We start from the raw sequence: 12181 nt of genomic DNA on the forward strand, positions 1-12181 counted from the left end.
GTACCGGAGGTGTCACAGACTCCACTGGCGCAGTTCGTCGGCGATGACCCGGACGTCCGCCTTGCCCTCCTTCACCAGTCGAGCCAGGTCGCGCACCTGCTCGGGCGAGGTGATGACCTTCAGCCCGGAGGCGACGAGATAGCCGTATGCGACGGCCGAGGAGAACATCGCGTTCGAGTGTTCGAGCGCCGGAACATGGAGCAACAACTGCAGAAGGGCAGCGGCCCTGGAGTGCGGGTCGCTGTAGACGGGGCTGCCGAAGATCTCGGCCTCATGACGGGCCACCGCAGCCACGAGCGCACCCCAGTCGACGACCTGCGGATCGCCGGGAGTCTTGTGCTCGGCCACCATGAGCAGCCAGGAAAGGTCGATCTGGAGGTTCAACGCGTGCCTTTGCACTCCGGGCCGAACTCCTCGGCGAACACCGACTCGTACTGCTTCATGAAGTCGGCCGCGGCTTCGACAAAGGTGTGTCCGACCTCGCCCGCATCCTGCTTCACGAGCTCCTCTATGTAGCGGTTCACGCTGATTCCCCTCTGCAGTGCGCGCTGTCGCGCGGCCTCGGCGGTGGCCTCGTCCACTCTCACGTTCAGCTGAGTCTTGGGCACAGAAACACGCTAGCGCGGGTGCGCTAGCACCGGCAAGGGGAGCCCTCCGGTGCCCCGTACACCGGTCGCCGGTGACCACATGGCGGAATTCGCCCTCGGCATTCTCCGTCGGCTCTGCGAGGGAGCCGCCCAGGGCAAGGACAACGGTACCGCCGGGATGCGGCGGCCCCTCGGAAGCGGACCGCGACGGCCGTGCGCTCCCGCCCAAAAGGCCCTCCCCGGGCTGCTTCGCCTCACGCGCCGTCGACCTTGCGGTGTTAAAAAGGGCAGTGTGGCCAGACGTTTCGGCCGATTCCGGAACGCACCGGTTCGGTCACTCACGGAGAAACACCCCTGGAGCCTTGCCGGGCAGGTCTTCGCCCTGCAGGTGGCTCTGGTGGTGTTCCTCGTGGCGGCCGCGGTGCTGGCACTACTGCTGCAGGCCCAGCACGACACCAACGCGGAGGCGAGACAGCGTTCGGTTGCCGTCGCAGAGACGTTCGCACACTCACCGGGCGTCCTGGCCGCGCTGAAGTCACCCGATCCCTCCAAAGTGCTCCAGCCGCTCACCGAGGCGGCTCGGAAAGCGGCCGGCGTCGACTTCATCGTGGTGACGGATACGAAGGGGATCCGCTACACGCATCCCCAGCCGAGCCAGATCGGGAAGAGGTTCGTCGGCACCATCGGGCCATCGCTGGCCGGCCATGTGTACACCGAGACCGTCAAAGGCCCACTCGGCCGTGAGGTGCAGGCGACCGTGCCCATCTACAACCTCGGTCACAAGGTCGTGGGCCTGGTGGCGGCCGGCATGAAGGTCGAGCACGTGACCAGCGTGGTGTCCCGGCAGATTCCGATCATCCTCGGCACCGGAGCCGCCGCGCTGGCCGTGGCCACGGCCGGGACGGCGCTGATGGCCAGACGGCTGCGGCGGCAGACCCACCGTCTGGGCCCCGCCGAGATGACTCGCATGTACGAGCATCACGACGCGGTGCTGCACGCCGTACGCGAAGGCGTGCTCATCGTCGGCAACGACGGCCGGCTGCTGCTGGCGAACGACGAGGCCCGCCGGCTGCTGGATCTGCCGCACGACGCCGAGGGGCGGCACATCTCGGACTTGCCCAGCCTTGATCCCGGCATGGTGGAACTGCTGAGCTCGGGCCGTGCGGCCACGGACGAAGTGCTCCTTGCGGGAAACCGCTTGCTCGCGGTGAACCAGCGGCTCACGGATCGTCACGGTGGCCCCAAGGGAACGGTGGCGACGTTGCGTGACTCCACAGAGCTGCGGGCGCTGTCCGGAAAGGCGGAGGTGGCCCGCCAGCGGCTGAGACTGCTGTACGACGCCGGGCTCGGCATCGGTACCACCCTCGACGTGGTGAGTACGGCCGAGGAACTGGCGAAGGTCGCGGTCCCCCGGCTGGCCGACTTCGTCACCGTCGATCTGGCCGACCCGGTCCTGCACGGCGACGAGCCGACCAGTACGGGCGCGGACATGCGCCGCACCGCCATCCAGGGCATCCGGGACGACCATCCTCTCTACGAGCGCGGCCGCCTGATCGACTTCCTCCCCTCCACGCCGCAGGCACGGGCCTTCGGCAGCGGCCGGCCGGAGCTGGTGCCCGACCTGTCCGCCGCACCCGGCTGGCTCGCCCAGGAACCGGAGCGGACACGCAGGATCGTCGAGTACGGCATCCATTCGCTCATAACGGTGCCCCTCCAGGCGCGGGGCGTCATCCTTGGCATGGCCAATTTCTGGCGCTCGGAGAAGCCCCAGCCGTTCGAGGAGGACGACCTGTCCCTGGCCGAAGAACTGGTCGCCCGGGCGGCGGTCAGCATCGACAACGCCCGCCGCTACACCCGTGAGCACGCCATGGCCGTGACTCTGCAGCGCAGCCTGCTCCCGCGTGCCCTGCCCGAGCAGAGCGCCCTTGAGGTCGCCCATCGTTATCTGCCCGCACTCTCCGGGGTGAGTGGCGACTGGTTCGATGTGATCCCGCTACCGGGCAGCCGGGTGGCGCTGGTCGTCGGGGATGTCGTCGGCCACGGCCTGCACGCAGCCGCCACGATGGGACGGCTGCGCACCGCCGTGCACAACTTCTCCACACTCGACCTGCCGCCCGACGAGATCCTCGGCCACCTCGACGACCTGGTCGGGCGTATCGACCAGGAGGATGTGGAGACGAACGGCGGCGCGGTGATCACAGGCGCCACCTGCCTGTACGCGATCTACGATCCCGTCTCCCGCCACTGCGCCATGGCGCGGGCCGGGCATCCCTTGCCCGCGCTGGTCCAGCCCGACGGCAGTGTGTCGTTCCCCGACCTGCCGGCCGGGCCACCCCTGGGCCTGGGCGGTATGCCGTTCGAGACCGCGGAACTGGAGCTGGCTGAGGGCACGCAACTCGTCCTCTACACCGACGGGCTCATCGAGGACCGCACCCGGGACATCGACGTGGGGATGGAAATGCTGCGTCAGGCGCTGGCGTCCCATCCCGACCGGCCGCCGGAGGAGAGCTGCCAGGCGGTACTCGACGAGCTCCTGCCCAGCCGGCCGAAGGACGATGTGGCGCTGCTCATCGCTCGCACACGGGCGATCCCGCCCGACCACGTCGCCGACTGGGACGTGCCGTTCGATCCCGCCGCCGTGGCGGGGATGCGCGCCGCCGTGACCGAGAAGCTCGACGACTGGGGTCTGTCCGAGCTTGTGTTCGCCATGGAACTGGTGCTCAGTGAGCTGATCACCAACGCCCTCCGCCACGGTTCCGCACCGGTCGCGATACGACTGCTGCGCGACCGCACCCTGACCTGTGAGGTGGCCGACAGCAGCAGTACTTCGCCCCATCTGCGGTATGCCGCTGCGCTGGATGAAGGAGGCCGCGGCCTGTTCCTCGTCGCACAACTGGCCGAACGCTGGGGCACCCGCTACACCCCCCAGGGAAAGGTCATCTGGGCGGAGCTGGCGCTGCCCCGACCCGACGGGAGTATGCACGGCACGGCGTTCTTGAACATCCTTGACGCGGAACTCTGACGGCCGGATCCCCGCGTGGAAATCGCTCGCCGAGCGGGCCGTTCCTCTGCTTGGCTCGCCCCATGAGTGATCTCCACATCCGCTGCGCCGGCCTCATCGATATCGATCCCGTATTGCGGTTCTGGCGCGAAGCCGCGGAAGGAACGAGCATCAGCGACGACCACGGCGGGGTGGCGCGACTCATCTCGAGAGACCCCGGGGCCCTGCTTCTCGCAGAGCGCGACGGCCTTCTCGCGGGAACCGTCATAGCCGGTTTCGATGGTTGGCGATGCTCCGCCTACCGGCTGGCCGTACACCCGGACTGCCGCCGGCAAGGTATCGCCACCGCCTTGATGGAAGCAGCGGAACAGCGATTCGTCTCTCTGGGCGGGCGACGGGTGGACACCATGGTGCTGGAAGCCAACGAACGGGCACACCACACGTGGGCTGCGGGTGGCTACCACCGCGAGGATCACTGGCGGCGCTGGGTGAAGCCCCTCACGGACTGACACGATCACCCGAAAGGGCGGACGACTTTGCCGATCCTTTACGATGGGTGGTCTCCTGACCGATCCTTCCGAAAGGTGTGAGCGTCCGCCCATGGGCGAGCCTCCCAGTAGTCGACATCGCCGACATCGAGCGATCCTCCTGCCCCTGCCGGATCATGGGACGGAGGTGAACCGATGACCGAAGTGCTTCTGCTGCTCGTGGCGGTATTGCTCTCGCTCGCCTGCGGCGCCTTCGTCGCGGCTGAGTTCTCTCTGACGACCGTCGAGCGCGGTCAGCTCGAACGGGCCGTGGAGCAGGGTGAGCGCGGTGCGGCGAGCGCCATGAAGGCCGTACGCAGCCTGACCTTCCAGCTCTCCGGCGCACAGCTCGGCATCACCGTCACCAACCTGGTGGTCGGCATGCTCTCCGAACCGTCGATCGCTAGGCTGATCCGCGGTCCGGTGGAGGCCGTGGGCCTGTCCCCCAGCGTGGCGTCCTCCCTGGCCCTCGTCCTGGGAACCGCGCTGTCCACCGTGTTCCTGATGGTGGTCGGCGAACTCGTCCCGAAGAACTGGGCGATCTCCTCCCCGCTCGCCGTGGCGAAGGCCGTGGCGACCCCGCAGCGGGCCTTCACCGCCATCTTCCGGCCGTTCATCAGCCACCTCAACAACACCGCGAACCGGATCGTGCGCCGCATCGGCCTGGAACCGGCCGAGGAGCTGGCCTCCGCCCGCAGCCCGCAGGAGCTGGTGGCGCTGGCCCGGCACTCGGCGAAGGCGGGCGCACTGGAGGCCGACACCGCGGAACTGTTCGTCCGCACCCTCAATCTGGCGGAGCTCACGGCGGAGAACGTCATGACCCCGCGGGTGCAGGTCACCGCACTGGAGGTGCAGGCGACCGCCGAGGACGTCGCGAACGCCACCCGTGCGACCGGGCTGTCCCGCTTCCCCGTCTACCGGGGCAACCTGGACACCGTCGTCGGCGTGGCACACATCAAGGACGTGCTGGCCATCCCGGCCGAGCAGCGGCCCCGTACACGCGTCTCGGAGATGCTGCGCGAGCCCCTGCTCGTACCGGAGACCCTCACCGTGGACCGGCTCCTGGACCGGCTGTCCGGCAAGCTCGCCATGGCCGTCGTCATCGACGAGTACGGCGGTACGGCCGGCGTCGTGACTCTGGAGGACATCGTCGAGGAGGTGGTCGGCGAGGTGCGCGACGAGCACGACCCGCACGAGACGCCGGACCTGGCACCGGCGGGTGAGGACGCCGACGGACGGACCCTGTGGTCGGCCGACGGCGCCGCCCGCCTCGATCAGCTGAAGAGGATCGGACTGCGGGTGCCGGACGGACCGTACGAGACACTCGCCGGACTTGTCGCCACCGAGGTCGGCCGCATCCCTGCCGTCGGTGATTCGATCGAGTTGGCCGGCTGGCGGCTCGATGTGGTGGACGCCTCCGGGCGCCGTGCCGCGCGAGCCCTGCTGCATGCGCCGCTGCCCGGCGACGACGAGCAGACGGAGGACGCACGATGACCGCCGTCCAGCTCTTCATCGGACTGATGACCCTGGTCGTCAACGCCTTCTTCGTCGGCGCGGAGTTCGCGCTGATCTCCGTACGCCGCAGCCAGATAGAGCCGGAGGCCGAGAACGGGAACCGGCAGGCGCGAAGCGTCATCTGGGGCCTCGAACACGTATCGGCGCTGCTCGCGGCGGCACAGCTGGGCATCACCCTCTGCACGCTGGTCCTCGGCATCGTCGCCGAACCGGCCATCGCGCATCTGCTGGAACCCGTCTTCACCGCGGTGGGTGTGCCGCACGGACTGATCCATCCGATCTCGTTCGTGATCGCGCTGTCCGTGGCGACTTATCTGCACATGTTGCTCGGCGAGATGGTGCCGAAGAACATCGCTCTGGCCGAGCCCATGCGGACCGCGCTGCTGCTCGGACCGCCGCTGGTGACCCTCGCCAGGGCGCTGCGTCCGGTGATCTTCGCCGTCAACACCTTCGCCAACGCGCTGCTGAAGCTCCTGCGGGTCGAGACGAAGGACGAGGTGTCCGCCACGTTCTCCGACGACGAACTGGCCCGGCTGGTGAAGGACGCCGGGGCCGCCGGGCTGGTCGACGACCGCGCGGCCGAACGGCTGCACCACGCTCTTGAACTGGGCCGTCGCCCGGTGCGGGATGTGGTGATGCCGGTGGAGCGGGTGGTGTACGCGAGGATCGGGACGACGCCGGAACAGCTGGAACAGCTCTCGTACGAGACCGGTTTCTCGCGTTTCCCGGTGATGGACAGCGAGAAGCGGATCCTGGGCTACCTCCATGTGAAGGACGCCCTGGACGCCACACCGCGCGATGTGCCGTTCCCCGTGTCGGCAATGCGGCCGATCGCCCGGGTACGGGCCGCCACACCGCTCGACGACGTGCTGACCGCGCTGCGGCGCAGCCGCACACATCTGGCGGCGGTTCTGGACGAGGACGATCGACTCGCCGGAATGGTCACGATGGAGGACGTGCTGCGCGAACTGGTGGGCCGACCGCAGGCGCGCTGACCGGTGGGCGGGGAGCCGCTGGGGGCCAGGTGCGGGTTCCATCGCAGGCAGGCAGACCGGTGGCCGGCGGGGGCGCGGTGCGGGTTCGGCCGCGCCCTCCCGCAGAAGGGGCCGCCACCTGGCTCGGTTAGGCTGACAGTCCATGGCAATCAGCACCGCACTATGGTCATTCGTCCTGGTCGTAGGGCTCCTCACTCTCACTCCGGGCCTCGACACGGCCCTCGTCCTTCGCACCTCGGCGCTCGGTCGTCGCAAGCGTGCACTCGGTGTCGTCCTCGGCATCCAGAGCGGAACCCTGATCTGGGGCGCGCTCACCTCGCTCGGTGTCACGGCACTGCTCACCGCCTCGCACGTCGCATACGAAGCGCTGCGCTACGCCGGAGCCGCGTATCTGCTCTGGATGGGCGGACGCATGATCATCAGCACCTTGCGCGGCCGGGGCGCCGAGGGGGTGGAAGTGCCGGGGGCCAAGACTCATGCCCTGGCTTCTCAAGGAACCGACGGGCTCGCTGCCGGGTGGCGGCAAGGCGCCTTGACCAATCTGCTCAATCCGAAGATGGGCGTGTTCTACGTGGCCGTCCTGCCCCAGTTCATCCCGGCAGGCGCCCCGCACTTCACCGCAGGCCTCCTGCTGACCGGGGTGCACATCGCGCTCGGCTTCCTCTGGTCGGCCCTGCTGGTCGCCTTCGCCCAGGCGCTGCGGGGCTGGCTGCAGCGCCCGCAGGCCCGTCAGCTGCTTGACCGGATCACCGGGACCGTCATCGCCGGGTTCGGGCTGCGGCTGGCCCTGAGCGACTGAGGACGCGACCGCCGACAGCGCACTGCGACGCTCGGCACCTGGCCGTCGCCTTCTGGAAGGGGCGGGACCCCACCCGATACGATCGCATCGCCATGGAAATGAATGCCTCCTACACCAGTCTTGTCGCGGTCGGCGACTCGTTCACCGAGGGCATGTCGGACCTGCTACCCGACGGCTCATACCGGGGCTGGGCAGACGTCCTCGCCGGACGGCTCGCGGTCCGCACTCCGGGATTCCGGTACGCGAATCTCGCCGTACGGGGCAAGTTGATCGCCCAGATCGTCGACGAGCAGGTCGATGCGGCCGCCGCCATGCAGGCGGATGTCATCACGCTCGTCGGCGGTCTCAACGACACGCTGCGGCCCAAGTGCGACATGGGCATGGTCCGCGGAAGGCTCGAAGAGGCCGTCGAGCGTCTCGCGCCCTCGTGCAGGAAGCTTGTGCTCATGCGCAGCCCCGGTCGCAACGGCCCGGTGATGGAACGTTTCCGTCCTCGGATGGAGGAGTTGTTCTCCCTGGTTGACGAGTTGGCTGCCCGCCACGGAGCGTCGGTCGTCGATCTGTACGGAGCACCGGCCCTGGGCGATCCCCGTCTGTGGGACGTCGACCGGCTGCATCTGACGGCCGACGGCCACCGCCGCGTGGCGGAGGCGGTCTGGCAGACGCTGGGGCTGCCGCCGGAGAACGACTGGCGGATGCCGCTCCCGGCCGCTGTACCTCCGAAATGGGCGATACGACGCGTCGACGACCTCCGCTTCGCCCGCCGGCACCTCATGCCGTGGATCGGCCGCCGTCTGACCGGCCGTTCGTCCGGAGACGGGCGGACGGGCGCCCAGTACAGCGCCGAACTGGGGAGAGCGTTCTGGGTCACCCCCGAGGATGCCCGCGACCCCGGCCCGGTGGCGACGTGGCGCCAGGTGGATGCGACTCCGCTCTCATAGCAACCCACAAACCGGACCGCGGCGCTGGCCTGCACAAACCGCCAGTAGTGGACACTGTTCTACACGCGAACAGATAGATCCAGGTCAGAGTGCTTTCGGTAGATCAACTACTGATCATCTCTCACGGATTCTCACTACCGGGGCATCCCATGCAGCTGCTCCTGTCCGCAGATGGGCAGCCCGACTGCGGGCAGGAGCCCCAGTGCTGTGCCAGCCGCCACCCGACTGGCGAACTGTCCAGTCCACGCCGGCGCCAACGCGGTAATGACGACACACAGCGGATCAGCGCAGTCCGGCGAAGAGATCGTTCTCGGGTACGGCCGCGCCGGTGGCGTCCTTGACACGTACGAAGGTCTCCATGCCCATCAACTCGCCGAACCTCTCCTTGCCCATCTTGAGGAAGAAGATGTTCTCGCCCTGACTGGCGTGCGCGGCCAGCGCATCGAACTTCTGACCGCTGAATGCGGTGGTGTCCACCCACGTGGTGATCTCATCGTCGGGCAGGCCGATCTCGGCCATCGCGGCGGCCTCGGCAGGATCCGGTTCCGGCATGTCCCCACGAAACTCGCGCATGGTCTCCCCGAACCGCTGCATCATCGAGCGAGGCATCGTCGTCCAGTACACCTTCGGTATCAGCGCGGTCATCTCCAGCGCCGCCATCGTGACGCGGTGGGCCTGGATGTGGTCGGGGTGGCCGTAGAAGCCGTTCTCGTCGTAGGTGACGACCACATCGGGTCGGTAGTGCCGCATGAGTTCCGCAAGTCGGGCAGCACCTTCCTCCACGGGGGTCTGCCAGAAGGATCCGGGGGCGTCATTGCTCGGCCAGCCGATCATCCCGGAGTCGGCATAGTCCAGCAGCTCCAGATCGCTGACCTTCAGTACGTCACAACTCGCCTTGAGTTCTTGGCGGCGCATCAAGGCAACGGCCGCCGGATCATGCCCGGGATCGCCCGGCTTGACACCCCCCGTTCCGTCACCGCAACCGCCGTCGGTACATGTCACGAGAACGGTGCGGATGCCTTCCGCCGCGTACCGCGCGAGGACCCCTCCGGTTCCGGTGGCCTCGTCGTCGGGGTGAGCGTGCACTGCCATGAGCGTCAACGGCCGGTCAATCATAAAACGGTCCTCCTGCAGAAATACGGGTTGGTCCGAGTGCGCGGCGGGCGTACCGCGATCCTGGCGGGGCGGACACCCTTGCAGTCTCCGTGTCTCCCCGCCCGTACGGCGCCGGTCCCTCGGTCGATGTAACCGTGCCGACCGGACCGGCTGTTCCCGGCGCAGCCAATTGGCCTTCCAGGCTTCGGAGTTTCAACGCGCACGCGGTACACGCGCGACCTGCACGTCGCAGCGCCACGTCGGCCTCCGTGCGCCGCACCAAGCCGCCAGTCAACCCAGTTCAGTCCCCCAAGCACGACCCAGTTGTCCAAAGCCCGCCGGCCGAAGGCTGATGTGGACAGACTCTGCGGGTGCATCGTGAGCCCGTGCGCGCGATATGGCCGCAGTCAGCTTCAAGACTTCGCCGGTGCCGCCCGCATCCTGGCTAACGCACCCTCGTCTGTCTCCATCCCACTGCCTCGTCGGTCGGCTCCATGATCTCCGTACACGGCGCTGACGTCTCATCGAAACGAACTGCCTCAACAGCCGGGCGAGCAGGAACAAATGTCGGGTCTCATCAATTTGCACCGAACCGCCCTCATGGCAGGTCTTGTTCACCCAGCATTGGTCGATGGACATGGTCGACTTGGGCGCGGTCGCAGCCCTTCTCTCCGTTCCCACTGCCTTAGTTGCAGCGTGGTGGACCAAGCGCAGCGCAGAAAGCGCAACGTCTGCCGCGCTCCTCGCCGGGCGCATCCAGGCCGACACAGCCATCTCGGCGGTACAGACCCAGAGCCTCCTCCAGCGGGATCAGCAACGGCACATGGCACTCGACAGCGCGTGCATGGAGTTCCTGAGCGTCCACGACACCCTGGTAGGTGTGGTGAAGCGACTCCCGAACCTCGATCACGATGAACGCCAGGGGCTCGTGGCCAAGCACGCTATCCCGGTGGAAACCCGATACGCCTCACTGGAACTCCTCGCCCCTCCTGATGTCCTTGCAGCCGCAGAGTTCCTTCTCTCGCAATGCCGCCTCTTGGAACGCTGCGCGCTCGATCGCGCGGTACTGCGCGCGACGATCAGCGCCCTGGAAGCAGGCTGGTGTCCCGGCGACCCAGAAGATTGCACCGATGATCGTCATAGCTCGGCTTACGTAGCCTGGGAATTTCTCGTCGGGTGGGCGCGCAAGGACGAGGAGGAAAGAAGGCATGACCGGGATCTTCTGGACTACTGCCTCCGCGGCAGCGCCACCCTCACCGAAATGCAAGTAGCGCAGGCTCTCTCTAGTCGACCGTTGCCCGGCCATGTGGGAGCAACTGATCGGTGGATGGGTCCGGGACCCGCTCATCGAACGCCTCGAATCCCGCCGTAAGGATTTCGTCACTGCTGCCCGCGCAGCCAGCCTCACAGCACCGCCGGGCCCTCTGCCCAGCGACCTTGAACGGTCGAGTTCTCCGTCTCGCCGCAACTGCGCAGCGTGACGGAGTGAAAGTTACGAACTGCATAAGCCGCGAGTAAGCAGCGCCCTGGAACTGGAGAATCCGAAATGCACGGACAGATTAACGACGTGCAGGGCGCGGTCACCCCCTCGGCCAGGCAGGTGCGGGATGCCGCCCTCAAGGAGCTGATCACCGAGGTCCACGAGACCGACTTCCGTGTCTATGGCGCCAGGAAGGTCTGGCGTGAGCTGCACCGCCAGGGCCACGAAGTAGCCCGGTGCACCGTCGAACGCCTGATGCGCGATCTCGGCATCACCGGCGCCGTCCGCGGAAAGAAGGTCATCACCACGATCCCGGACAGCCCAGTCGAACGGGCGCCGGATCTGCTGGACCGCAAGTTCGTCGCGCCGGCGCCGAACCGCTGCTGGGTCGCTGACTTCACCTACGTCAGGTCTTGGTCCGGAGTCGTCTACGTCGCCTTCGTCGTGGACACTTTCTCCCGCCGGATCGTTGGCTGGTCCGCCGCCACATCGAAGGAGACCAGGCTCGTACTGGACGCCCTGGAGATGGCTCCGTGGCAGCGCGAACCGGGACGGATTCCCCCACACGGCAGGCGAGTTGATACATCACTCGGACGCCGGGTCGCAATATACGAGTTTCCGGCTCGCCGAGCATCTGGACGCCGTGGGCATCGCGGCTTCGATCGGCTCGGTCGTGACGCCTACGACAACGCCCTCATGGAGTCCGCGATCGGCCTGTTCAAAACCGAGCTGATCAAGCCTGGCCGGCCCTGGAGGACACTTTCCCAAGTCGAACTCGCGACGGCCGAGTGGGTCGACTGGTACTGCCACCGCCGACTCCACGGTGAAATAGGGCACATCCCACCCGTCGAATACGAGACCAACCACTACCTCACCACCGCGAAACCCCAGGTCAAAAACACAATCTGAGATCTCTACCGAACCCGGGGCGGTTCAGACGGAGTATTCAAGAGGACCCGGACTTGAGGAAAGTGGGCCGAGGTGACGGTCGAGCAAAATGTGGGCGGCTGGCGTGCGGGCCGTCAGCGCGTCGTGAGGGGAGGGATTCCGGAGCCGTTCGGCCGCCGGGGCCAAGGCGCTGATCAAATGTTCGGGACCGTTCACGGGCTGGATGCTGCTCGTCGCTCCGGCGGTCGGCGCTCTGAAGATCGTGCCGCAGCCATGGAACGTGGAGGCCGTCCCGTTCACGTTCGGAGCGCGGGAGGCACCCCGATGTCACCCCCACCGACATCGGCCGGCAC

11 protein-coding genes are annotated in these 12181 nt (G+C 67.5%); 8 read left to right on the plus strand and 3 right to left on the minus strand.

The window, feature by feature from the left end:
- Positions 1 to 12 precede the first annotated feature (12 nt).
- Together ACZ7IB_RS23695 and ACZ7IB_RS23700 are read right to left on the minus strand one after the other, a co-directional pair.
- The gene (locus ACZ7IB_RS23695; protein WP_114243309.1) at positions 13 to 384 is read right to left on the minus strand and encodes a fic family toxin-antitoxin system, toxin component; all 372 of its coding nucleotides are present in this window, start codon (positions 382 to 384) and stop codon (positions 13 to 15) included.
- A complete protein-coding gene (locus tag ACZ7IB_RS23700; protein WP_470915402.1) occupies positions 381 to 608 on the minus strand; it encodes an antitoxin in 228 nt (75 codons plus the stop codon). The genes ACZ7IB_RS23695 and ACZ7IB_RS23700 overlap by 4 nt, the downstream gene beginning before the upstream one ends.
- Positions 609 to 879: 271 nt before the next feature.
- Here ACZ7IB_RS23700 and ACZ7IB_RS23705 point away from each other — a divergent pair, with 271 nt between their 5' ends.
- The 6 genes from ACZ7IB_RS23705 to ACZ7IB_RS23730 all read left to right on the plus strand — a co-directional run bounded on the left by ACZ7IB_RS23705 (position 880) and on the right by ACZ7IB_RS23730 (position 8365).
- Positions 880 to 3609 (plus strand): SpoIIE family protein phosphatase, encoded by a 2730-nt coding sequence (locus ACZ7IB_RS23705; protein WP_470915404.1) that lies wholly within the window; start codon positions 880 to 882, stop codon positions 3607 to 3609.
- A gap of 62 nt (positions 3610 to 3671) precedes the next feature.
- Complete coding sequence (locus ACZ7IB_RS23710; protein ID WP_470915406.1) at positions 3672 to 4097, plus strand: GNAT family N-acetyltransferase; 426 nt, start codon at positions 3672 to 3674, stop codon at positions 4095 to 4097.
- Positions 4098 to 4271: 174 nt separating this feature from the next.
- Positions 4272 to 5609, plus strand: coding sequence for a hemolysin family protein (locus ACZ7IB_RS23715; RefSeq protein ID WP_470915408.1), 1338 nt, complete (start codon positions 4272 to 4274; stop codon positions 5607 to 5609).
- On the plus strand, positions 5606 to 6625 hold the full coding sequence (locus tag ACZ7IB_RS23720; RefSeq protein WP_470915410.1) for a hemolysin family protein: 1020 nt from the start codon (positions 5606 to 5608) through the stop codon (positions 6623 to 6625). Before ACZ7IB_RS23715 ends, ACZ7IB_RS23720 begins: the two co-directional genes overlap by 4 nt.
- 142 nt (positions 6626 to 6767) lie before the next feature.
- The gene (locus ACZ7IB_RS23725) at positions 6768 to 7424 is read left to right on the plus strand and encodes a LysE family translocator (protein WP_470915412.1); all 657 of its coding nucleotides are present in this window, start codon (positions 6768 to 6770) and stop codon (positions 7422 to 7424) included.
- A 92-nt stretch (positions 7425 to 7516) separates the two neighbouring features.
- Positions 7517 to 8365 carry an SGNH/GDSL hydrolase family protein gene (locus ACZ7IB_RS23730; RefSeq protein WP_470915414.1) on the plus strand — a complete coding sequence of 283 codons (849 nt, stop codon included), beginning with the start codon at positions 7517 to 7519 and terminating at the stop codon, positions 8363 to 8365.
- Positions 8366 to 8647: 282 nt separating this feature from the next.
- On the opposite strand, the gene ACZ7IB_RS23735 is transcribed toward ACZ7IB_RS23730, so the two are convergent.
- Positions 8648 to 9481: a PIG-L family deacetylase gene (locus ACZ7IB_RS23735; RefSeq protein ID WP_470915415.1), complete on the minus strand. Its 834-nt coding sequence runs from the start codon at positions 9479 to 9481 to the stop codon at positions 8648 to 8650.
- 610 nt (positions 9482 to 10091) lie between these two features.
- On the opposite strand from ACZ7IB_RS23735, the gene ACZ7IB_RS23740 reads away from it, so the two are divergent.
- Positions 10092 to 10832, plus strand: a complete 741-nt coding sequence (locus tag ACZ7IB_RS23740; protein WP_470915416.1) for a hypothetical protein — start codon at positions 10092 to 10094, stop codon at positions 10830 to 10832.
- A 174-nt stretch (positions 10833 to 11006) separates the two neighbouring features.
- The gene (locus ACZ7IB_RS23745) at positions 11007 to 11849 is read left to right on the plus strand and encodes an IS3 family transposase (RefSeq protein WP_470915418.1); all 843 of its coding nucleotides are present in this window, start codon (positions 11007 to 11009) and stop codon (positions 11847 to 11849) included.
- Positions 11850 to 12181: the final 332 nt, after the last annotated feature.

This window comes from Streptomyces sp. NPDC037301 (assembly GCF_055602785.1).

Coding starts and splice junctions, on each gene's coding strand:
- ACZ7IB_RS23710 (WP_470915406.1), top strand. CDS start 3,672: ATGAGTGATCTCCACATCCGCTGCGCCGGCCTCATCGATATCGATCCC.
- ACZ7IB_RS23715 (WP_470915408.1), top strand. CDS start 4,272: ATGACCGAAGTGCTTCTGCTGCTCGTGGCGGTATTGCTCTCGCTCGCC.
- ACZ7IB_RS23720 (WP_470915410.1), top strand. CDS start 5,606: ATGACCGCCGTCCAGCTCTTCATCGGACTGATGACCCTGGTCGTCAAC.
- ACZ7IB_RS23725 (WP_470915412.1), top strand. CDS start 6,768: ATGGCAATCAGCACCGCACTATGGTCATTCGTCCTGGTCGTAGGGCTC.
- ACZ7IB_RS23730 (WP_470915414.1), top strand. CDS start 7,517: ATGGAAATGAATGCCTCCTACACCAGTCTTGTCGCGGTCGGCGACTCG.
- ACZ7IB_RS23735 (WP_470915415.1), bottom strand. CDS start 9,481: ATGATTGACCGGCCGTTGACGCTCATGGCAGTGCACGCTCACCCCGAC.
- ACZ7IB_RS23740 (WP_470915416.1), top strand. CDS start 10,092: ATGGACATGGTCGACTTGGGCGCGGTCGCAGCCCTTCTCTCCGTTCCC.
- ACZ7IB_RS23745 (WP_470915418.1), top strand. CDS start 11,007: ATGCACGGACAGATTAACGACGTGCAGGGCGCGGTCACCCCCTCGGCC.